Source organism: Gordonia sp. 11cp, assembly GCF_057767225.1.
Genome location: NZ_CM173437.1, coordinates 5,212,227 through 5,233,039, shown reverse-complemented (window position 1 = coordinate 5,233,039; position 20,813 = coordinate 5,212,227). Strand labels below are relative to the sequence as shown.

The following is a 20,813-nucleotide window of genomic DNA, read 5'->3' as shown; positions in this document are numbered from 1 at the left end:
TGGCGTCATGAGCGCATCAGGACGGCGGAATCCGCTGGACCGGCTGGCGCCGGTGGCCGAGCTGCCGGGCCGCCGGAACGGCGCGGCAGGGATCGATCCTGATTCCCCGGCACGCGCATCGGAGACCGATGACCCGGCCGGACCGGTCGGGGAGCCCGAGCACCCCGGGTGGGGGATCGGCGGAATGCCGACCTGGCTCGACACCCCGCCGGCGCGATCGCCGCGTCGGCGAACGGACCCTGACGACGTCGACACCGAGGACGATGACGACGCCGACGACGATCCCTTCCCTCGACGGCGCTTCGGGGTCGCACCGCCGGCCGCTCTCGCACTGATCGCGGTCGGTGTCGTCGTCTGTGCGGTGGCGGCGTTCGGGCTCTTCCGTGGTTCGGAGTCGGCGCCCGTGGTGGATTTCGGTGCGGTGGCCGGCACGTCGCAGGTGCCGGATTCGTCGCCGCCTTCGACGCCGGCCGAGCCGACTCCGGCGCAGATGGTCGTCAGTGTCGTCGGGCTGGTCCACAAGCCGGGGCTGGTACGCCTGGCGCCGGGGGCGCGGGTCGCCGAGGCGATCGACCGGGCGGGTGGGGTGCGCAAGAATGCCGACCTGCTGTCCCTGAATCTCGCGCAGGTGCTCCGGGACGGCGATCAGATCCTCGTCGGCTATGCGGGCGGCGAAGGACGGATGTCGTTGCGCAGTGCCGTCGTCGGGGCTGCCGGCGCGCCATCCCCGCCGGCCGGTGAGAACCCGACCGGTGCCGGTGCTCCCGACGGCGGTGCGGGAAGTACGCCGGACACCGGTGGACTCGTGAACCTCAACACCGCCACCGAGGCCGACCTGGATGAGCTGCCCGGAGTCGGACCCGTCACCGCGAAGGCCATCCTGTCGTGGCGGGAACGGAACGGACGCTTCACTTCCGTGGACCAGCTCGCCGAGGTCGAGGGGATCGGTCCGGCACGTCTGGCCAGACTGCGCGACCTCGTGACGGTGTGAGGGGTGGACTACCGCCTGCTGGTGCCGGCGGCGGCGGTGTGGTCGGTGACGGCGCTCGGGCTCGCGGTGCCGACGGCGTACACGCTCGCGCTGGCGATCTGCTCGGGCGCGGTCGCGCTCGCCGGCACGGTGGCCTGCCTCACCGGTCGGATCGGTTGGGACACGGTCGGTCTGGTTGTCGTGGTCGCCGGACTCGCGGCGGTGTGCGCGACCTCGCTGGCCCTTCGGCAGGAGGCCCGCACCGAACATCCGCTGGCGTCGACGACGGGCAAGGCGACGGTCGTGCTGACCGTGCGCGGCGACCCGACGATCGTCGGACAACCGTCCGCAGGGCGGGTGCGCGTCCGGGTGGGGGTGGAACAGATCGGATCGCAACGAGTTCGACCGGCTGCTGCCGATCTGATGGGTGATGTGCAGGAGTGGTCGGGGCTGTTGCCCGGCCAGCGGGTGGTGACGATCGTACGGGTACGACCGCCGCCCGCACACTCACTTCTCGTGGCGACGGTGACGGCACAGCGGCCCCGGCCGGTCGGACCACCGCCCGGCCACCAGGAGGTGGCCGGTGCGGTCCGAGAGCGGCTGCAGACGCTGGCCGCACGAGGACTCGACGCGGATGCGGCCGGACTCCTGCCCGGGCTCGTACTCGGCGACGAGAGCTCCCTCGACGACGGCCTACGCGAGGACTTCCGCGACGCGGGACTCAGTCACCTCACCGCGGTGAGCGGCAGCAACTTCGCGATCGTGTGCGGCGCAGCACTTCTGGTGGTCCGCAGTGTGGGTGTCCCGCCGCGGGCCGCCGCGATCGTCGGCTTGGTCGTGATCCTGGGGTTCGTCGTTCTCGTCCGCCCGTCGCCGAGTGTGCTGCGTGCCGCCCTGATGGGCGCCGTCGGGGTGCTGGCGCTGTTCGCCTCTCGTCGAGCGCAGGCTGTTCCGGCGTTGGGAGCGGCGGTCGTCGGCGGCCTGCTGTGGTGGCCCGAACTGGCGCTGCAGCCGGGCTTCGCGCTGTCGGTCGCCGCGACCGGAGCCATCGTGGTGTGGGCGCCGAGACTCCGGGATCGGCTACGCGAGTGGCGATGTCCGCCCGGCGTGGCCGAGGTGATCGCGATGGCGGTCACCGCCCAGGTGGTGACGGCGCCGATCGTCGTCGTGGTGACCGGAACGTTCTCGGTGGTGGGGATCGTCGCAAACCTCCTCGTCGCGCCGGTCGTCGCCGTGATCAGTGTGGTCGGCACCCTCGCCGCACTCATCGGTGCGATCGGGCCGCCCGACGGGCCCGGGGCGCTCGTGGGCGAATTGCTGGTGCGCGCCCTCGCGCCCGAGCTGTGGTGGATGGTCGCCTGCGCGCGCACCCTCGGCGGGGTGAGCTGGGCGAGTGTGAACTTTCCCCTGCCGTGGACGTGAACGGATGTCAGGGATGCCGCTCGTCGGCTGATTGTGCCGATGAGACCATGCCAGTGCAGACACAACCTCAAACGGCTTTCGCAAAGGCACGGCAAGATCGCCCGGGTGGTGCACGCGCGTTGGACGCGCGCGACGGCAGTCTGCGCATGGAGTTCGGAGATGTCGAAGTGGGGGACTGTGATCGGCGAAGAGAACACAATTGGCAGCAGTCAAGCACTAGACCGGTGGGAAGGCCGTGCGGAGTGGCCGTTGGCCATCGTCGCAGTAATCTTCCTGGTCGGATACTCCGTCCAAGTGCTTGCCGACCCAAACGTTTCCGTACGCGTGGGCTTGGATTGGGTGCTGGCGATCGCGTGGTTCGTCTTTGTAGTCGATTACGTCGCGAGGCTCGCGTTGGCGCCCGACCGCGGGCGGTGGTTCGTCCGGCATATCTTCGATCTCGCCATCGTCGTCCTCCCTGCCCTCCGGCCTTTGCGATTGCTGCGACTACTGGTGGTCGTCTCTGCGCTGCAACGAGCAATCGGGACGGCGATCCGTGGCCGGGTCGCTGTCTACACCGTGTGCAGCGCAATCCTCTTCCTCTACGCGGCCTCTTTGGCGATCTACGAGACAGAACGAGATGTCCCGGGAGCGTCGATCACCTCGTTCGGCGATGCCCTGTGGTGGTCGGTCACGACCGTGACCACAGTCGGCTATGGCGATTACTCCCCGGTGACTGCATCAGGCCGTGTCATCGCTGCATGTCTGATGATCGGTGGAATAAGTCTCATCGGTGTGGTGACTGCGACCATCGCGTCCTGGATCGTCGAGCGGGTGTCGGAGGGCGACGATGCGAACGCGGCCGCGACGCGAGCCCAGATCGAGAACCTCCGGGATGAGGTCCAGAATCTGCAGGCTCTGCTCGCAGCGGCATGGGAGGTCACCGACCCTTCGGCTGCCTCAGATGCACGTCCTCATCGAACTCGGCCGGCGAGTGGCGCTGCAAGTATCGAGGAGACCTCAGGCTGACTCCGCCTGTGCGAATGGTTGCCTGCCCGCACCCTCGGCGGGGTGAGCTGGGCGAGTGTGGACGTGTGGTCGCCGTTCGGGTGAGGGCGTCGGATTCGCCGGCCGACCTCGGCGGTCAGACCTCGCGGTCGGCCAATTCGCCCGCGGTACGGTTCCACACCAGGTAGCCGATGCCGACGGCGGTGAACCAGACCGCCCCGACGACGAGCGCGATCCGGCCGTCACTGTCGAAGAACAGCAGGACGAACACGAGCGCGAGGAAGCCGAGTGCGAGCCACGTGGTGACCGGGGCGCCGGGCACCCGGTAGTCCGAGCGAGGCAGTTCGCCGCGCGCGACCTTGCGGCGGTAGGCCATCTGGCACAGCAGGATCGTCGACCAGATGACGATGATGCCCACCGTCGACACCGCGGTGATGTAGGCGAAGGCGTGCTCGGGGTCGATGACGTTCACCACGACGCCGATCGCCATGACCGCGGCGCTCAGGGTGATGCCCGCGGCCGGGACCTTGCGGCTCGAGAGCCAGGTCAGCTGGCGCGGGGCGTCGCCGGTGTGGGCGAGGGAGCGCAACATGCGACCGGTGGAGTAGATGCCGGAGTTGCACGATGACAGGGCGGCGGTCAGCAGGATGAAGTTGACGATGCCGGCCGCGCCGGGGATGCCGATGTAGGAGAACACCGAGACGAAGGGGCTCTCGCCTTCCTGGAAGTCCTTCCAGCTGCGGACCGAGAGGATCACGATCAGTGAGCCGACGTAGAAGATGCCGATGCGGAACGGCACGGTGTTGATCGCCTTGCGCAGCGTGACGCGCGGGTTCTGCGCTTCGCCCGCGGTCACGCCGACGAGCTCGACACCGACATAGGCGAACATGACGATCTGCAGGCTCAGCAGGGCGTTGCTGAACCCGGTCGCGAAGAATCCGCCGTCGTTCCAGAGGTTCGTCACCGACGGCCCGGTCTCGGGTCCGAGTCCGGCGATCGGGAGCAGCACGCCGATGCCGACGATGATCATGCCGAGGATGGCGGTGACCTTGATGGCGGAGAACCAGAACTCCGCGCGACCGAACACCCCGACCGAGATCAGATTCGCGCCGAACAGCACGATGAGCGCGATGAGGGCGGTGACCCAGACCGGAACCGACGGCCACCAGTAGTTGATGTACTTGCCCGCCACGGTGATCTCGGCCATGCACGTCGTCGTCCACACGGCCCAGTAGGTCCAGCCCTGGCTGAAACCGGCGAAGCGGCCGAGGAACTCGTCGGCGTACTCGCTGATGCCCCCGGAGACGGGCCGGTAGATGAGCAGTTCGCCGAGGGCGCGCATCACGATGAAGATCGCGAGCCCGGCGAGCGCGTACGCCAGGATGAGTGCGGGGCCCGCCTTCTCGATCGCACCACCCGCGCCGTAGAACAGTCCCGTGCCGATCGCGCCGCCGATGGCGATCATCTGCACGGTGCGGGCGGTGAGGCCGCGCTGGTATCCCTCGTCGGTGTCGGCACCTGTGTCGGTGCCGGGATGCTCCACAGTCACGCGGGCGACTCCCTGAAATGTCGGTGGACCTCTGGCAGAAGCTCACCGTAACGAGCCGCGATCACCCCGATTCATTCGGCCACAGGCGTTGTCCACTTTGTCGTATTCGGCCGACCTGGTGGCGGTCCGGCGATCGTGTCGGGTTCGTCTGGCACCATTGTTGCCGTGACCGATCGCCTGCACCTGCTGCTCGGAGACGACGACTTCCTCACCGGCCGGGTGATCTCGGCGGTGGTCGACGCCGCGACGAAGGCTGCGGGAACCCCCGTCCCGGTGACCCGGGTGCGCGCCGGCGATGTGAGCGAACACGAACTCGCCGAACTGCTCAGTCCGTCCTTGTTCGCCGAGGAGCGGATCGTCGTCGTCGAGGCCGCCGCCGAGGCGGGCAAGGAGCCGGCCGGGCTGATCGTCGCGACGGCGTCGTCACTGCCCGAGGGCATCACCCTGATGGTCGTGCACCACGGCGGAGGGCGGGCCAAGTCGATGGTCCCCGCACTCAAGAAGGCCGGTGCCGTCGAACACGAGACCACGGCCCCGAAGTGGCCGTCGGAGCGGATGACATTCGTGCGCAACGAATTCCGGTCACTGGGCGTGAAGGTCGGCGCCGACGTCGTCGAGCAGGTCGTCGAAGGCGTGGGATCAGAACTGCGCGAGCTGGCCGCCGCGTGCGCGCAGCTCGTGGCCGACACGGGTGGCAAGGTCGACCGCGACGCCGTGCGGTTGTACTACCAGGGTCGTCCCGAGGTGACCGGTTTCGAAGTGGCCGACCGTGCGGTGACGGGCGACCGCGCGGGCGCGCTGGAGTCCCTGGCCTGGGCCCTGCACCACGGAGTGCCACGGGTGCTGCTGGCCGACGCCCTCGCCGAGGCCGTGCATGCGATCGCACGCATCCGGCCGATGGGATCGATCAACCACTTCGATGCGGCCCGAGAGCTCGGCATGCCGCCCAACCGGGTCAAGAACGTGCAGGCGAAGGCCAAGGCGTGGGATTCGGAGTCGATCGCGCGCGCGATCGGCGTGGTGGCCGCGCTCAACGCCGATGTGAAGGGGCAGGCCGCCGACCCCGACTACAGCCTCACCCATGCGGTCGCGACGGTCGCCGAGCTCAGGCCCGACGGGCGTCGACGCAGCTGACCCACCTGACAGAACGCCGCTCACCCCGGCAGCTGCGTGGACGCTGCCGGGGTGAGCGGAGATACGAAGGAATGGCGACGGGTCAACCCGCCGGGCCGACCGGGGTCGGTGTCAGATCAGAGCTTGTTGACCGCGAGGGCGATGGCCGACTTCTTGTTGGCGGCCTGGTTGGCGTGGATGACGCCCTTGCTGGCAGCCTTGTCGAGCTTGCGGCTGGCGGTCTGCCCGAGCTCGGCAGCCTTCGCCTTGTCGCCGGAGTCGACAGCCTCACGGAAGCTGCGGATCGCGGTACGAAGGGCCGACTTCACCGACTGGTTGCGCTGGCGGTTCGCTTCGTTGGTGCGATTGCGCTTGATCTGAGACTTGATGTTTGCCACGCGTGTTACCTCTGTCGTTGCTGGTGGATACGTCTGTCTGTTCGGGTCGGGCGGTCGGCCTGGGAGGTCGAACTCGCACCGGGCGGCGTCGGCGCGTGAAGCATCTCCACGGCGTCACCGCAACAGCGCACAACATTACCAGTCGGGATCAGCCCGCCAAAATCCACGCCGCGGACACGCTCCGTGCTCGCGCCGCACGATAAGAATCATCGTGAACGAAAGTCTACGGTGGACTCATCATGTCCGTCGTTTATGTGCACATCGGCCTCCCCAAGACCGGGACCACCCATCTGCAGGATCGCCTCTGGCGAAACCGCGACCTGGCGTTGCAGTCGTCCGGACTGCTGTACCCGGGAAATGTGATCTCCGATCACTTCCACGCCGCGGTGCACCTGCAGCCCGAGCGATACCTCGACTGGGTCGATCCCGCCTTCGCCGGCACCTGGCCGAAGCTGCTCGGTCAGATCCGCGCCTGGCCGCAGATCTCCCTGCTCTCCCATGAGCTGTACAGCACCGCGACGGTCGACCAGATCGAACGGCTGATGACCGATCTGTCCTTCGCCGACGAGGTCCACGTGATCGCGACCGTCCGCGACCTGGGCCGTCAGCTGCCCTCCGTGTGGCAGGAGAATGTCAAGAACCAGCGCCGGGCCTCGTTCGACGAGTTCGTCGATTCGGTGGCGTTCGCGTCCGAGGGGCGCCGCAACGGCGGACCCGTCACGGCGGATGCCTCGGACGAGGAGCCGTTCTGGGAGTTCCAGGACTACATCGGCATCCTCGAGCGCTGGTCTCGATTCGTCGGCCCCGAGCGTGTGCACGTGGTCACCGTGCCGGGGCGTGGGGCCGCGCCGGGTGGCACCTTGTGGGACCGGTTCCTGGGGGTGATGGGCATCGACCCGACGCCGCTGCGCATTCCCGTCCCCAGCCTGAACAGTTCTCTGTCCGCGCCGCAGGCGGAGTTCCTGCGGGGGCTCAACCGCCGGCTGCAGCCCGAGGTCATCGAATGGCGCCGGTACGAGCGGATCATCAAGGGTCAGCTGATCGGCGAGATCCTGTTCGAGGCGCCGTCCGGTCCTCCGCAGGGACTCTCGGACAAGAGTCGGGAATGGGCGGCGGGGGAGTCCCGGCGGATGGTCGCGGCGGTTCGTGAGGCCGGCTACGACGTCGCCGGCGACCTCGCCGACCTGGTGGTGTCGGCAGAACACGACGCCACGGACGTACCGTCGCCGTCGGACGGCGAGGTGCTCGACGTCGCTCTCGACACGATCGCGGCGATGGTGCTCGCGGCGCCACTGCCCAAGGTGGGTCCTCGTGCGCGGACCCGCGCGGCGAACGTACTCAGGAGGGTCAAACGGCGGGTGATCGCCGCGCGCCGATCGTCCTGACCGGCGACCTCCGCGCGACGTTCGGGGCCTCGTCGATGACACGGCCGGGCGACGTCGTGCCGATTTCGGCATTCTGTAGCACCATGGCAGTTTATGACCCCCGCATCGACAAGTGCGCCTACCAAGAAGGCTGCGCGTAAGTCCGCAGCCGCGAAGTCGGCGTCTTCGAACTCATCAGGCCGTGCTGCATCCGGACGTAACGGCGCGGCGAAGGGCGCTGGTTCGGGTGGCAAATCGGCGAAGTCGACGACCGTGGACAATTTCACCGGCAACTTCGGCGGATACGCAAAAGGCCCGTACGGCAAGGCATATGACGAGATGTTCGACGCCGCCGGCGAGGTGCGCACGCCGTACCGCGGCATCTACAAGGCGATGGCCGACGAGGATCAGTCCGACCTGGTCGAGGCCCGTGTGGAAGCCCTCGGACGTGCCTACCTCGACCAGGGCGTGACCTTCTCGCTCTCCGGTAAGGAACGTCCGTTCCCGTTGGACGTTGTGCCACGGGTGATCTCGGCGGCCGAGTGGAACAAGCTCGAGGCCGGCATCACCCAGCGGGTGCAGGCCCTCGAACTGTTCCTCGACGACATCTACGGCGAGCAGGAGATCCTGCGTGACGGGGTGTTGCCCAAGCGACTCGTCCACTCCTGCGAGCACTTCCACCGGCAGGCCGCAAACATCCGGCCGCCCAACGGTGTTCGCATCCACGTCGCGGGTATCGACCTGATCCGCGACGAGAACGGTGACTTCCGCGTCCTCGAGGACAACCTGCGGTCGCCGTCGGGTGTGTCCTACGTGCTCGAGAACCGGCGGGCAATGGCGCGTGTGTTCCCGGACCTGTTCTCCAAACACAAGGTGCGTGCGGTCGCCGACTATCCGAGTCATCTGCTCCGCGCACTGCGCGCGTCGGCGGCGTTCAACGAGGCCGACCCGAACATCGTCGTGCTCACCCCGGGCGTGGCGAACTCCGCCTACTTCGAGCACTCGCTCCTGGCGCGGCTGATGGGCGTCGAACTGGTGGAGGGCCGGGACCTCTTCTGCCGCGACAACGTCGTGTACATGCGCACGACCGAAGGTGAGCAGCGGGTCGACGTCATCTACCGGCGCATCGACGACGACTACCTCGATCCCATGCAGTTCCGTCCGGATTCGATGCTGGGCGTGGCCGGTCTGCTCAACGCGGCCCGCGCGGGCAACGTCGTGATCTCCAGCGCCGTCGGCAACGGCGTCGGCGACGACAAGCTGATCTACACCTATGTCCCCGAGATCATCCAGTACTACCTCGGGGAGAAGCCGAGCCTGCAGAACGTGGACACGCTGCGGTGCTGGCTGCCCGACGAGTGCGAGGAGGTGCTCGACCGCATCGACGAGCTCGTCGTCAAACCCGTTGAGGGATCGGGTGGTTACGGCATCGTCTTCGGGCCCGACGCCAGCGGGGCGGAACTGGATGCGCTGGCACGCAAGGTCCGCAACGATCCGCGCGGATGGATCGCCCAGCCGGTCGTGCAGCTGTCGACGGTGCCGACCAAGATCGGCGACGACATCCGCCCGCGTCACGTCGACCTGCGTCCGTTCGCCGTCAACGACGGTGAGTCCGTGTGGGTCCTGCCCGGGGGGCTCACCCGGGTCGCGCTGCCGGAGGGATCGCTCGTCGTGAACTCGAGTCAGGGTGGCGGTTCCAAGGACACCTGGGTGCTGGCCTCGCGCACCTCTGAGGGAGACCGCGAACTGTCGGGCGCCAAGGTCGTCACGACGAGCGGGGTCGCCGCCGCCCGGCCCGCCGAGAGCGCTCCCGATCCGGTCCACACGCAGACCCAGCAGCAACAGCAGGGCGCCATGACACAGCACATGGGCGGCATGACGCAGCTGACCCCGATGTCCCAGTCTGCCTCGATGTCCCAGTCCGGCTCGATGACCCAGTCCGGCTCGATGACCCAGTCCGGCTCGATGACGCAGCGCGAGGACGGTGATGTCCGATGATGCTGGCGCGGAACGCCGAGTCGCTGTACTGGATCGGCAGATACGTCGAGCGCGCCGACGACATGGCGCGGATTCTCGACGTCGCGATCCATCAGATCCTCGAGGACACCACGGTCGACGTCGACCGGCAGGCGCGGCTGATCATCCAGGTGCTCGGGCTCACCGCGCCGGAGGACGACGAGGAACTCGACGTCTGGTCGCTCACCGAACGCGTCGCCTACGACGCCGACGCGGTGGGATCGATCGTCGACCTGATCCGCGCGGCGCGTGAGAACGCCCGCGGCGCACGCGAAGTCACCTCCAGCGAGTTGTGGGAGTGCTTGAACACCACTTACAACGGGCTCGACGCCGCCGAACGTCGTTCGCGTCGTCTCGGTCCCCACGAGTTCCTGTCGTATGTGAAGAACCGGGCGGCGATGTTCGCCGGGTTGGCCGACGCCACCCTCAGCCATGACGACGGTTACCGGTATCTGTTGCTGGGCCGGTCGGTGGAGCGGGTCGACATGACGATCCGGATGTTGCTGTCGCGCGCCGGGGATCGGACGTCGTCGCCGGCGTGGGTCAACGTGCTCGTGAGTGCGGGCGGGCACGACACGTTCCTACGGACATACCGAGGGGTGCTGGACGCAGAGAACATCGTCGAGTTCATGCTTCTCGACCGGTTGTTCCCGCGGTCGATCTTCCATGCCCTCAGCGTCGCCGAACACAATCTGGGTCAGCTCGAGAAGGGGCCCAGCCGTGTCGGTGCGCAGGCGGAGGCCCAGTTGCTCCTGGGCCGCGCGCGCAGTTCACTGGAGTTCCTCGAGCCCGGCAAGTTGCTCGACGATCTGCAGGACCGGCTCGTCGACCTGCAGGACACCTGCCGCGCGGTCAACGAAGCCGTGACGAAACAGTATTTCCATGTGTCGCCCTATGTCTCGTGGGCGGACGCCCGGGTGAGCGACGGGAATGTCATCGAGGAGAGTGAGCTGTGAGCTGGCGTCTGCGTGTCGTCCATTCCACCGGTTTCGCCTACCACAGTCCTGTCACCTCGTCGTACAACGAAGCCCGGCTCACCCCGCGCAGCGACACCCGGCAGAACGTCATCGTGAACCGGGTCGAGACGGTCCCGGCGACGAGGTCGTACCGCTACACCGATTACTGGGGCACGGCGGTCACCGCATTCGATCTGCATGCGCCGCATGACGAGCTCGAGGTGTCGGGTCTGTCGGTGGTCGAGACCGAACGCGGACATCGTCCGTCCGAGGACGACGAGGCGTCGTGGGATGACATCAACGGCGACGCCGTGAAAGACCGGTACGACGAAATGCTCTCGTACACAGAATTCGTGGCGAGAAACAGGCAGTTGTTGTCGACAGCCAAGAGAGTGACCAAGGGCCTGACGCCGCAGGAGGCGGTCGAAGAGGTGAGCCGGTTCGTCCACACCGAGATGGAGTACGTGCCGGGGACCACCGGGGTGCACACCACGGCCGTCGATGCGTGGACCGATCGTAAGGGCGTGTGTCAGGACTATGCGCACCTGACCCTGCTGATGCTCCGTGGTCTCGGCATCCCTGCTCGGTACGTATCCGGTTATCTCCATCCCGAACCCGACGCCGAGATCGACAAGACGGTGCAGGGGCAGAGCCACGCCTGGATCGAGGCGTGGACGGGTGGCTGGTGGGGTTACGACCCCACCAACGACACGCCGATCACCGAACAGCATGTGTCGGTCGGGGTGGGCCGTGACTACGCCGACGTGTCGCCGCTGAAAGGCATCTACACCGGCGGGGGTGCCACCGACCTCGACGTCATCGTCGAGATCACCAGGCTCGCCTGAGGATTCACGCCGGTCAGCGCCAGCCGTGGTGCTCGCGCAGTTCGCTCGCGACGGCGTCGAACATCGGACGACCGAGGATCGCGCCCTCCCGGCGGATTCCGTCGTCGTCGACGACGAGTACCCGGTCGAGCCGCACGAAGCTCGGCCGGCCCTGAGGATCCCACGCTCCCGATCCGACGGGAAGCCAGTTGCCGTCGGATCGGTGGTCCTTGCTCGACAGCATGAGACCGAGCACGGAGTCGGGTCGCCCGGCCCGGGCGTCGCGGCCGACGACCAGCACCGGCCGGTCCTTCCCCTGGCTCGGGTCGTCTTCGTAGGCGACCCAGGTCCACACGATCTCGCCGGGATCGGCGTCCCCGTCGAGGTCGGGGGAGTAGCTGATGGTGCGGGCGAGATCGGTGGTCGGCCGGAGGTCGGGCCGGGCGTCGCGGATCGTCACTTACGCATCTCCTCGGTCTGACGGGAACAGGGGCATCAGGAAATCCCGGACCGCGTCGGCGGTGAGGGCGGCGGTCGGCTTCTTCTTCGGATTGAGGTCGTGCCCGACCTTCTCCAGTTCGACGATGTGCGTCGGCGCATCGATGAGGCCGACCGCGCGGCTCATCTCGTCGGTGGTGCCGAACGGGTCGGTACTGCCGTGGACCACGAGGGTGGGGACCGTGATCGACGGCAAGTGCTCGGTGCGCAGCCGGTCGGGTTTTCCCGGCGGATGCAGCGGATACGACGTCAGCAGCAGGCCGTCGGCCAGGTCAGCCCCGTCCTCGGCCACGGCCATCGAGGCCTGCCGGCCGCCGTAGGAATGCCCGCCGACGATCAGCGGCCCGTCGGACTCACCGCGGAACATCGCGCACGCAGCGCGGATGCCGTCGCGGTCGCCCGGTGAGGTGGACGGGCTGGGCGGTCCCTTCGGCCGGCGCCGCCGGTACGGCAGGTCGATGCGGGCCACGACGTATCCGCGGTCGCACAGCTCCTCGGCCAGCGCGCGGAGGATCACGGCGTCACGGTTGCCGCCCGCGCCGTGCGCGAGGACGAGCGTGGCCCGGGCCGGGCTGCCCGGACGGTGGACCTCGGCGGCGACGTCGTCGGTCTCGATGGTGGTGACGGTGGACGCGGACACGGCTGCCACCGTAGCGCCTCACCGCGGTTCGCGGACTTCCCCGATCCCTGAGGAGGCCCGGACCTTGCGGAGGGCCGTCTCGAAGGGAAACGTGGCCGGGCGCGGTGCGTCGGCGGGTCATGAGAAACTGGACCACAACCTGTATCCGCGCCCGTTCTCTACCGCAGTTCTCGTTCGAGGAGTAGTTCCCATTCCCAACTTCGCCGACACCACCTTCACCGATCCGGCACGTATCCGGAACTTCTGCATCATCGCCCACATCGACCACGGCAAGTCGACGCTGGCGGACCGGATGCTGCAGCTCACCGGCGTCGTCGAAGAACGGCAGATGCGGGCGCAGTATCTCGACCGGATGGACATCGAGCGCGAGCGCGGCATCACCATCAAGGCGCAGAACGTGCGTCTGCCCTGGACGGTGAAGTCCCCGGCCGGCGACGAGGACTACGTCCTGCACCTCATCGACACCCCCGGGCACGTCGACTTCACCTACGAGGTCTCCCGCGCGCTCGAGGCGTGTGAGGGGGCTGTGCTCCTCGTCGACGCCGCGCAGGGCATCGAGGCGCAGACGCTCGCCAACCTGTATCTGGCGATGGAGAACGACCTCACCATCATCCCGGTGCTCAACAAGATCGACCTGCCCGCGGCCGACCCCGAGCGCTACGCCGCCGAGCTCGCGCACATCGTGGGGTGCGAGCCGGAGGACGTGCTGCGCGTGTCGGGCAAGACCGGTGTCGGCGTGACCGAATTGCTCGACGAGGTCATCCGGACGGTGCCCGCCCCCGTGGGCGACCCCGACGCTCCGGCGCGCGCGATGATCTTCGACTCGGTCTACGACACCTACCGCGGCGTCGTCACCTACGTCCGGGTCGTCGACGGGAAGGTCGTGCCGCGGGAGAAGATCCTGATGATGTCGACCGGCACCACGCACGAGCTTCTCGAGGTGGGGATCGTGTCCCCGGAACCGAAACCGACCAAGGGTCTCGGTGTCGGCGAGGTCGGTTACCTGATCACGGGTGTGAAGGACGTGCGGCAGTCGAAGGTCGGTGACACCGTCACCACCGCCCGGCACGGTGCCGAGCAGGCGCTCACGGGGTACCGGGAGCCGCGGCCGATGGTCTACTCGGGTCTGTACCCGCTCGACGGCTCCGACTATCCGGTGTTGCGCGAGGCGCTCGAGAAGCTACAGCTCAACGACGCCGCCCTGACCTTCGAGCCGGAGACCTCGGTCGCACTCGGCTTCGGTTTCCGCTGCGGATTCCTCGGCCTGCTGCACATGGAGATCACTCGCGAGCGACTCGAGCGCGAGTTCAACCTCGATCTGATCTCGACCGCCCCCAACGTGGTCTACCGCGTCGTGATGGAAGACGGTTCCGAGCACGTGGTGACCAACCCGTCGGACTGGCCGGAGGGCAAGACCCGGCACATCTACGAACCCATCGTCAAGACGACCGTCATCGCGCCGAGCGAGTTCATCGGCGCGATCATGGAACTGTGTCAGTCGCGCCGCGGCGAGCTCGGCGGCATGGACTACCTGTCGGAGACGCGTGTGGAGCTGCGGTACACGTTGCCGATGGCCGAGATCATCTTCGACTTCTTCGACGCCCTGAAGTCCCGCACCCGTGGCTACGCCAGCCTCGACTACGAGGAGGCGGGCGAGCAGGAAGCCGACCTGGTCAAGGTCGACATCCTGCTGCAGGGCGAGGCGGTCGACGCCTTCAGCGCGATCGTCCACAAAGACGCCGCCTACGCCTACGGCAACCGGATGGCGATCAAACTCAAAGAGCTCATCCCGCGCCAGCAGTTCGAGGTCCCGGTCCAGGCCGCCGTCGGCTCGAAGATCATCGCGCGCGAGAACATCCGCGCCATCCGCAAGGACGTGCTCGCGAAGTGTTACGGCGGTGACATCAGCCGTAAGCGCAAGCTGCTCGAGAAGCAGAAAGAGGGCAAGAAGCGGATGAAGACCATCGGTCGCGTCGACGTTCCGCAGGAGGCGTTCGTGGCCGCGCTCTCCACCGACGCGGTGGGTGACAAGCCGAAGGGGAAGTGATGGGCGGGCAGACCATGAGTGGGGCGAGACGATGACCGCAGCGCACGACGCGGCGAACGTGAATCCGGTACTGGCACAGAGCGGTCTGCCCTACGATCTCCCCGATTTCGCGTCGATCTCCGACGACGACTTCCTACCGGCGTTCACCGCCGCCATGGCCTCGCACGTGGCCGAGGTCGACGCGATCGCGGCCGACCCCGCGGCGCCCACCTTCGTCAACACGATCGAGGCGCTGGAGCTGTCCGGTCGCGATCTGGCCCGCGCATCGGGGATCTTCTTCAATCTGGTGGGACCCGACACGAACCCGAAGCGCAACGAGATCTCCCAGGAGCTCTCGACGCTCCTCACCGATCACGCGAACACGATCGCGATGAATCCGGTTCTCTTCGAGCGCATCTCCGATCTCCACACCCGCGCCGACGAGCTCGGACTCACCGAGCCGCAGCGTCGCCTCCTCGACAAGAGGTACCGGGAATCGGTCCGCGCCGGTGCCGGACTCGCCGCCGGCGAGCAGCAGGAGATGCGCGAGATCGCCTCTCGGCTGGCCTATCTGACCACCACGTTCTCCCAGAAGATCCTCGACGACACCAACGACTCGGCGGTTCTCGTGGCCGATGCATCCGAACTCGACGGCCTGTCGGCCGGACAGATCGCGGCCGCGCGCCGCGCGGCGGTCGAGGCGGGACACGAGAACGGACACCTCATCACGCTCGAGTTGCCGACGAGCCAGTCGGTGCTGACCGAGCTGACGAACGCCGATGTGCGACAACGGGTTTTCGACGCCTCGGTGAACCGGTGCGCTCGGGGCAACGAGCACGACACCCGTGAACTGGTCCTCGAGATCGTCCGCCTGCGGGCGCGTCGCGCCGAGTTGCTCGGATACCGCGACCACGCCGAGTTCGTGATCGTCGAACAGACCGCGCCCGACCCGGGAGCCGTCGACGACATGCTCCGGGAACTCAACGCGTCGGCCATGCGCGCCGGCGGCCGCGAACTCACCCGCCTCACCGAATTCGCGGGCGACGCGACCATCGGTCCCGCCGATCTCACGTACTGGCTCGACCGTGAGAAGCGGACGCACGCGGCGGTGCCGCTCGACGGGTTCGCCGACTACTGCGAACTCGACACGGTGCTGACCCGCGGCGTGTTCCACGCCGCGAACAAGCTGTACGGGCTGCGCTTCGTCGAGCTCACCGATCTGCCGCTCTATCACCCCGACGTCCGCGCGTGGGAGGTGCGCGACGATGCCGGCGTGGGCATCGGCCTGTTCCTCGGCGACTTCTACGCCCGTCCGTCGAAACGCGGCGGGGCCTGGATGAACAACATCGTCGATCAGTCGTCGGTCCTGCACACCCAGCCGATCATCGTGAACGTGCTGAACCTGACGAAACCCGACGCCGGGCAACCGTGTCTGCTCACGATGGATCAGCTCACGACCCTGTTCCACGAGTTCGGGCATGCACTGCACGGACTGCTGTCGTCGGTCGAGTACCCGTCGCAGTCCGGGACGTCGGTGCCGCGGGACTTCGTGGAGTTCCCGTCGCAGGTGAACGAGATGTGGGCACTGCACCCCGAGGTACTGGGCAACTATGCCCGCCATCACGAGACAGGTGAGCCGATTCCGGCCGAACTGGCCGAGGCGGCAAGGGAATCTGCGGGAACCGAGTCGGCGCACGGCACCATCGAATACCTCGCCGCGTCGTCGCTGGACCTGGCCTGGCATCGGTTGTCGGTGTCGGAGGCCGAGGCGGTCTCCGATGTCGAGGCCTTCGAGTCGCAGGCGCTCACCGCCGCGGGACTCCACACCGACCTGATCCCGCCGCGCTACCGGAGTTCGTACTTCAACCACATCTTCGGCGGGGGCTACTCCGCCGGGTACTACAGCTACATCTGGTCAGAGGTGCTCGACGCCGAGACCGAACAGTGGTTCCTCGCCGAAGGCGGGTTGCAGCGCGAGAACGGCCGGCGGTTCGCCGAGGCCACCCTCTCCCGCGGCGACAGCGTGGATCCGCTTGTCGCGCACGAGGGGCTGATCGGCCGTCGACCGCGGATCGACCCGTTGCTGCGGCGCCGGGGACTCGCGGCCTGACCGGGGTGTGCCCGTGACGACGACGCGCAGCCCCCGCCGCGACCTGTCGGCGTTCGCGGTCCTGAGCATCGTGACCGCGATCGTCGTGATCGGTCTCAAGCTGATCGCGTGGCGGGTCACCGGCTCGGTCGGTCTGCTTTCCGATGCATTGGAGTCCGTGGTCAATCTCGTTGCGGCGGTGGGCGCCTTCGTGGCGCTGCGCGTGGCGGCGAAGCCACCGGACCGGAGCCACAACTTCGGGCACACCAAGGCCGAGTACTTCTCGGCGGTGTTCGAGGGGGTGATGATCGTCGTCGCGGCGGTCGTCATCATCGCGACGGCCGTCGACCGCCTGCTCGATCCTCGGGAGCTCGAGGAGGTCGGCGTCGGACTGGCGATCTCGGTCGCGGCGACCGCGGTCAATGCGGTCGTCGGCTGGGTGCTCATCCGTGCCGGACGCCGTCATCGGTCCATGACCCTCGAAGCCGACGGCAAGCACCTCATGACCGACGTGTGGACGACGGCCGGGGTGGTCGTCGGCGTCTTCCTGGTGGCCGCCACGGGCTGGTTGCCGCTCGACCCGCTGATCGCCATCGCGGTGGCCGTCAACATCCTCGTCGTGGGCGGGCAGCTGGTGTGGCGATCCGGTGCGGGACTGATGGATTCCGCACTGCCCGACGACGAGCGCGCCACCATCGACAGGGTCCTCGCGGCGCACCGCGCCGACCGGATCGACTTCCACGACATTCGCACTCGCGAGGCGGGTCATGAACGTTTCGTGCAGTTGCACATGCTCGTGCCCGGTGACTGGTCGGTGCAGCGCGCGCACGACCTCGCCGAGCAGATCGAGAACGAACTCCGTGCCGCGGTCGAGGATCTCAACGTGACGGTGCACGTCGAACCGATCAACGACCCGCGCGCGTACGAGGACTGGCGGCTGGACTGAGCGGACGACGCTCTCAGCCGGCGGAGGGGCCGTCGCCCTGGTTCGCGTGCTCTTCGCCGTCCTCGGCGAGCACCCGGGACGCGATCCGAAACGCCGTGTTGGCATCGGGCACACCGCAGTAGATGGCGCTCTGCAACAGCACTTCCTTGATTTCGTCGTCGGTGAGCCCGTTGCGTCGAGCGGCGCGCACATGCATCGCCAACTCCTCGTGGTGGCCCCGGGCGATCAACGCGGTCAGGGTGATCATCGACCGTGATCGCCGGTCCAGGCCGGGTCGTGTCCAGATCTCACCCCATGCGTACCTGGTGATGAGGTTCTGGAAGTCGGCCGTGAAATCCGTGGTGGCCGCGAGTGCGCGGTCGACGTGATCGTCGCCGAGCACCTCGCGACGCACGATCATGCCGTCGTCGTCGATGGTCATGGTGTGTCCTTCAGGTAGTCGCGTGCGCGCTGCAGCGCGTTGTCGATGAAGATGTCGGAGGCGCCCAGGTAGTCGGGTGCGGGTTCTCTGCCGGTCAATTCGGCCATCTTGTGCTGTTCGGTGCGAATGCCCTGGGCATCGGCGAGGTTCTCGGCAGCTCGACCGGTGTCGACCTGCAGCCCGGCCAGCAGGTCTGCCGCCTCCGCCGCGGCGACCACGGTGCGACGCGTGAGAGTGGCGAGCGTGGCCCATTCGGCGTGCCATCCGCCGTCGGAGCGTTCGTCGACGCTGGCCGCGGACGCCGCGTGCAGGGTGGCCCCCAGTGGGGGAGCGGTCAGTGCGGCCCGGCGCAGTAGCACGGTGAGTACCGGATTGTTCTTGTGCGGCATGGTCGACGAGCCACCGGCAGATCCCTCGGACAGTTCACCGGCCCGGATTGCGGCGGCGACGTCGTTGCCGAGATGCCCCCAGGCGTCACAGCAGCCGACCAACGCGTCGCCGGCTCGGGTGATGACCGAACGGGTGGTGTGCCAGGGATCGCCCGCCGCCAGTCCGAGACCGTCCGCCCACGATCGGGTCAACGACACCGCGGCCTCCGGAGATCCGGTGAGCTCGGTGGTCGCGGCCAGGGTTCCGGCCGCGCCACCCGCGGCGATGGGCAAGGCGGGCAACGCTTTCAGACCGTCGGCGGCGTCGAGGATCGCGGTCAGCCAGACGGCGAACTTGCGGCCGATGGTGCCGGGCAGAGCGGCTTGGGTCAGGGTCCGGGTCAGCATCGGCCTGCCGCGGTTCGTCTCGGTCAGTTCGATCAGTTCGTGAAGCTGCCGACCGATGTCATCGGTGATGGTCTCCAGGGCGTCACGCAGGCACCACATCAGTGCGGTGTCCAGCACGTCCTGACTGGTCAGGCCCCGGTGTAGCCAGCGGGATGGTTCGCCTTCGACGCGGGACCGCATCAGCGCGACGAGGCTGGTGACCGGGTTGCCGTCACGCTCGGCGGCTCTGGCGATCTGGTCGAGGTCATCGGGCCGGATCAGGTCGGACAGATCGGCGGCGGCGGTGCCGGGCGCGATGCCGGAGTCGACAAGTGTTGCCAACCAGACATTCTCGGCGCCCACCATGGCGTCGAGGAAGGCGGCGGCGCTCATCACGTCTCCGGCCCGGTGATCACCCGGCCAGAACAGGTCACTCACCGGCCGAGAAGCGCAGGAAGACGGTTTCGTTCTCGCCCTGCAGTCGGATGTCGAACCGCAGCCCATGTGCGTCGCGCTCGGCGATCAGGGTCTGCCTGCGATCCTCGGGCAGGCCTGCCAACAGTGGCTCGTCGACAAGGTCGGGGCCGGGCACGTATGCGCGGGTGAACAAGCGGTTGAGCAAGCCGCGACCGAACACGGTGATGGCGATGAACGGTGCACGGCCGGGGTCGGTCGGCCCGGGTTCGACAGTGGTGAAGCTGTAGCGGCCCTCGTCGTCGGTCGAGACCCGGCCCCAACCCGTGAACGTCCACCCGTCGCGGTGCAACGACCCGCTCGATCGGGGGGTCGTCCCGTCACCGTCGGCTTGCCAGATCTCCAGCATCACGTCGGGCACCGGCTCACCCGCACCGTCGGTGACGAGGCCGTGGAATCGGATCGAACCCGGAACACCCGGCGGAACCAGCTCGTTGCCACGCTCGAACGGGAGGGCGTAGCCATAGAAGGGGCCGATGGTCTGGCCCGGCGTCGCGGTCAGCAGTGTGCCCATGTCAGTCCTCCTCGAAAAGCGTGCGGTGCGGGCCGGCCAGGACGATGTCCCAGCGGTATCCGGTGGCCCATTCATGGGTCGTGACGTCGTGATCGTAGGCCGCGACCAACCTGTCGCGGGCTTTCTGGTCGGTGATCGCCTGGTAAATGGGGTCCAGGGCGAAGAGGGGGTCACCCGGGAAGTACATCTGGGTGATCATCCGCTGGGTGAAAGCCTGTCCGAACAACGAGAAGTGAATATGTGCCGGACGCCAGGCATTGCGGTGGTTCTTCCATGGGTAAGGGCCCGGCTTGATCGTGGTGAATCGGTAGGTGCCGTCGTCATCGGTGAGGCACCGCCCGACGCCGGTGAAGTTGGGATCGATCGGCGCCTGGTGCTGGTCACGTTTGTGGATGTAGCGGCCGGCCGAATTGGCCTGCCAGATCTCGACGAGCTGGCGGCGCACCGGTCGCCCTTCGCCGTCGACGACGCGTCCGGTCACCACCATGCGCTCACCGATCGGCTCACCGTCGCACTGGATCGTCAGATCTGCTTCCAGTGGATGGACGTCTCGCGCTCCGAACACCGGCGCCCAGGTTTCGATGGTCTCCGGATCGGCGTGATGGAGGTTCTTGGTGGGGTGGCGTAGCAGGCTACTGCGGTAGGGCGCGTAGTCCAGACGTGGCTGCGTCTCCTCGACACCGGTTTGTAGATAACCGGTTTCGATGGCGGAGATCTCGGCATTGATCTCCGCCTGGCTCGTCGACGCACTGTCGGGATTGGTGTCGATAGGGACTGTCATGACCGTGAGGCTAACTATTCCTGGCTCGCGAACGGAAGGCTATACTTCCGCTCAGTGAAAGGACTGGACA

At 67.6% G+C, this 20,813-nt stretch carries 19 protein-coding genes; 11 read left to right on the top strand and 8 right to left on the bottom strand.

Features of this window, described 5'->3' with window-relative positions:
• Positions 1 to 7 precede the first annotated feature (7 nt).
• The 3 genes from AC3B6C_RS23435 (at position 8) to AC3B6C_RS23425 (ending at position 3,400) form a co-directional block, all read left to right on the top strand.
• The gene (locus AC3B6C_RS23435; RefSeq protein ID WP_488374311.1) at positions 8 to 991 is read left to right on the top strand and encodes a ComEA family DNA-binding protein; all 984 of its coding nucleotides are present in this window, start codon (positions 8 to 10) and stop codon (positions 989 to 991) included.
• Between the two features lie 3 nt (positions 992 to 994).
• Entirely contained in the window at positions 995 to 2,392 is a 1,398-nt protein-coding gene (locus AC3B6C_RS23430) for a ComEC/Rec2 family competence protein (protein WP_488374309.1), read from the top strand.
• Between the two features lie 159 nt (positions 2,393 to 2,551).
• Entirely contained in the window at positions 2,552 to 3,400 is an 849-nt protein-coding gene (locus AC3B6C_RS23425) for a potassium channel family protein (protein WP_488374308.1), read from the top strand.
• A 115-nt stretch (positions 3,401 to 3,515) separates the two neighbouring features.
• Here the strand turns inward: AC3B6C_RS23425 and AC3B6C_RS23420 are convergent, their stop codons facing one another.
• Entirely contained in the window at positions 3,516 to 4,928 is a 1,413-nt protein-coding gene (locus AC3B6C_RS23420; protein WP_488374307.1) for an amino acid permease, read from the bottom strand.
• A gap of 165 nt (positions 4,929 to 5,093) precedes the next feature.
• Between AC3B6C_RS23420 and holA the strand changes: the two genes are divergently transcribed.
• Positions 5,094 to 6,062 carry a DNA polymerase III subunit delta gene (holA, locus tag AC3B6C_RS23415; protein ID WP_010841284.1) on the top strand — a complete coding sequence of 323 codons (969 nt, stop codon included), beginning with the start codon at positions 5,094 to 5,096 and terminating at the stop codon, positions 6,060 to 6,062.
• A gap of 116 nt (positions 6,063 to 6,178) precedes the next feature.
• On the opposite strand, the gene rpsT is transcribed toward holA, so the two are convergent.
• Positions 6,179 to 6,439 carry a 30S ribosomal protein S20 gene (gene rpsT, locus AC3B6C_RS23410; RefSeq protein WP_010841283.1) on the bottom strand — a complete coding sequence of 87 codons (261 nt, stop codon included), beginning with the start codon at positions 6,437 to 6,439 and terminating at the stop codon, positions 6,179 to 6,181.
• 239 nt (positions 6,440 to 6,678) lie between these two features.
• Here rpsT and AC3B6C_RS23405 point away from each other — a divergent pair, with 239 nt between their 5' ends.
• The 4 genes from AC3B6C_RS23405 to AC3B6C_RS23390 all read left to right on the top strand — a co-directional run bounded on the left by AC3B6C_RS23405 (position 6,679) and on the right by AC3B6C_RS23390 (position 11,620).
• The gene (locus AC3B6C_RS23405; RefSeq protein WP_488374306.1) at positions 6,679 to 7,824 is read left to right on the top strand and encodes a sulfotransferase family protein; all 1,146 of its coding nucleotides are present in this window, start codon (positions 6,679 to 6,681) and stop codon (positions 7,822 to 7,824) included.
• Between the two features lie 93 nt (positions 7,825 to 7,917).
• Positions 7,918 to 9,801 carry a circularly permuted type 2 ATP-grasp protein gene (locus AC3B6C_RS23400; RefSeq protein WP_488374305.1) on the top strand — a complete coding sequence of 628 codons (1,884 nt, stop codon included), beginning with the start codon at positions 7,918 to 7,920 and terminating at the stop codon, positions 9,799 to 9,801.
• Positions 9,798 to 10,775 carry an alpha-E domain-containing protein gene (locus AC3B6C_RS23395; protein ID WP_014927458.1) on the top strand — a complete coding sequence of 326 codons (978 nt, stop codon included), beginning with the start codon at positions 9,798 to 9,800 and terminating at the stop codon, positions 10,773 to 10,775. Before AC3B6C_RS23400 ends, AC3B6C_RS23395 begins: the two co-directional genes overlap by 4 nt.
• On the top strand, positions 10,772 to 11,620 hold the full coding sequence (locus tag AC3B6C_RS23390) for a transglutaminase family protein (protein ID WP_010841279.1): 849 nt from the start codon (positions 10,772 to 10,774) through the stop codon (positions 11,618 to 11,620). Before AC3B6C_RS23395 ends, AC3B6C_RS23390 begins: the two co-directional genes overlap by 4 nt.
• Before the next feature lie 13 nt (positions 11,621 to 11,633).
• Here the strand turns inward: AC3B6C_RS23390 and AC3B6C_RS23385 are convergent, their stop codons facing one another.
• Together AC3B6C_RS23385 and AC3B6C_RS23380 are read right to left on the bottom strand one after the other, a co-directional pair.
• The gene (locus AC3B6C_RS23385; RefSeq protein WP_488374304.1) at positions 11,634 to 12,059 is read right to left on the bottom strand and encodes a type II toxin-antitoxin system PemK/MazF family toxin; all 426 of its coding nucleotides are present in this window, start codon (positions 12,057 to 12,059) and stop codon (positions 11,634 to 11,636) included.
• A complete protein-coding gene (locus AC3B6C_RS23380) occupies positions 12,060 to 12,746 on the bottom strand; it encodes an alpha/beta hydrolase family protein (protein WP_055475491.1) in 687 nt (228 codons plus the stop codon). It lies immediately after the preceding gene.
• Positions 12,747 to 12,876: 130 nt separating this feature from the next.
• Between AC3B6C_RS23380 and lepA the strand changes: the two genes are divergently transcribed.
• Genes lepA through AC3B6C_RS23365 form a run of 3 tightly spaced genes read left to right on the top strand, consistent with a single transcriptional unit; the run spans position 12,877 to position 17,798 of the window.
• Positions 12,877 to 14,784: a translation elongation factor 4 gene (lepA, locus tag AC3B6C_RS23375; RefSeq protein ID WP_044508042.1), complete on the top strand. Its 1,908-nt coding sequence runs from the start codon at positions 12,877 to 12,879 to the stop codon at positions 14,782 to 14,784.
• Positions 14,785 to 14,815: 31 nt separating this feature from the next.
• A complete protein-coding gene (locus AC3B6C_RS23370; RefSeq protein ID WP_488374303.1) occupies positions 14,816 to 16,873 on the top strand; it encodes a M3 family metallopeptidase in 2,058 nt (685 codons plus the stop codon).
• Between the two features lie 7 nt (positions 16,874 to 16,880).
• A complete protein-coding gene (locus AC3B6C_RS23365; protein ID WP_488374302.1) occupies positions 16,881 to 17,798 on the top strand; it encodes a cation diffusion facilitator family transporter in 918 nt (305 codons plus the stop codon).
• Between the two features lie 13 nt (positions 17,799 to 17,811).
• On the opposite strand, the gene pcaC is transcribed toward AC3B6C_RS23365, so the two are convergent.
• From pcaC to pcaH, 4 genes are read right to left on the bottom strand one after another with little or no spacing between them, the layout of a single operon-like run.
• Positions 17,812 to 18,219, bottom strand: a complete 408-nt coding sequence (gene pcaC, locus AC3B6C_RS23360) for a 4-carboxymuconolactone decarboxylase (protein WP_488374301.1) — start codon at positions 18,217 to 18,219, stop codon at positions 17,812 to 17,814.
• Positions 18,216 to 19,412 carry a lyase family protein gene (locus AC3B6C_RS23355; RefSeq protein WP_488374300.1) on the bottom strand — a complete coding sequence of 399 codons (1,197 nt, stop codon included), beginning with the start codon at positions 19,410 to 19,412 and terminating at the stop codon, positions 18,216 to 18,218. Before AC3B6C_RS23355 ends, pcaC begins: the two co-directional genes overlap by 4 nt.
• The gene (pcaG, locus tag AC3B6C_RS23350) at positions 19,405 to 19,962 is read right to left on the bottom strand and encodes a protocatechuate 3,4-dioxygenase subunit alpha (protein WP_488374299.1); all 558 of its coding nucleotides are present in this window, start codon (positions 19,960 to 19,962) and stop codon (positions 19,405 to 19,407) included. Before pcaG ends, AC3B6C_RS23355 begins: the two co-directional genes overlap by 8 nt.
• A gap of 1 nt (position 19,963) precedes the next feature.
• Complete coding sequence (gene pcaH, locus AC3B6C_RS23345; protein ID WP_014927449.1) at positions 19,964 to 20,743, bottom strand: protocatechuate 3,4-dioxygenase subunit beta; 780 nt, start codon at positions 20,741 to 20,743, stop codon at positions 19,964 to 19,966.
• Between the last annotated feature and the right edge of the window lie 70 nt (positions 20,744 to 20,813).

Coding starts and splice junctions, on each gene's coding strand:
- pcaH (WP_014927449.1), bottom strand. CDS start 20,743: ATGACAGTCCCTATCGACACCAATCCCGACAGTGCGTCGACGAGCCAG.
- AC3B6C_RS23395 (WP_014927458.1), top strand. CDS start 9,798: ATGATGCTGGCGCGGAACGCCGAGTCGCTGTACTGGATCGGCAGATAC.
- AC3B6C_RS23425 (WP_488374308.1), top strand. CDS start 2,552: ATGTCGAAGTGGGGGACTGTGATCGGCGAAGAGAACACAATTGGCAGC.
- AC3B6C_RS23400 (WP_488374305.1), top strand. CDS start 7,918: ATGACCCCCGCATCGACAAGTGCGCCTACCAAGAAGGCTGCGCGTAAG.
- pcaG (WP_488374299.1), bottom strand. CDS start 19,962: ATGGGCACACTGCTGACCGCGACGCCGGGCCAGACCATCGGCCCCTTC.
- AC3B6C_RS23405 (WP_488374306.1), top strand. CDS start 6,679: ATGTCCGTCGTTTATGTGCACATCGGCCTCCCCAAGACCGGGACCACC.
- AC3B6C_RS23370 (WP_488374303.1), top strand. CDS start 14,816: ATGACCGCAGCGCACGACGCGGCGAACGTGAATCCGGTACTGGCACAG.
- pcaC (WP_488374301.1), bottom strand. CDS start 18,219: ATGACCATCGACGACGACGGCATGATCGTGCGTCGCGAGGTGCTCGGC.
- AC3B6C_RS23435 (WP_488374311.1), top strand. CDS start 8: ATGAGCGCATCAGGACGGCGGAATCCGCTGGACCGGCTGGCGCCGGTG.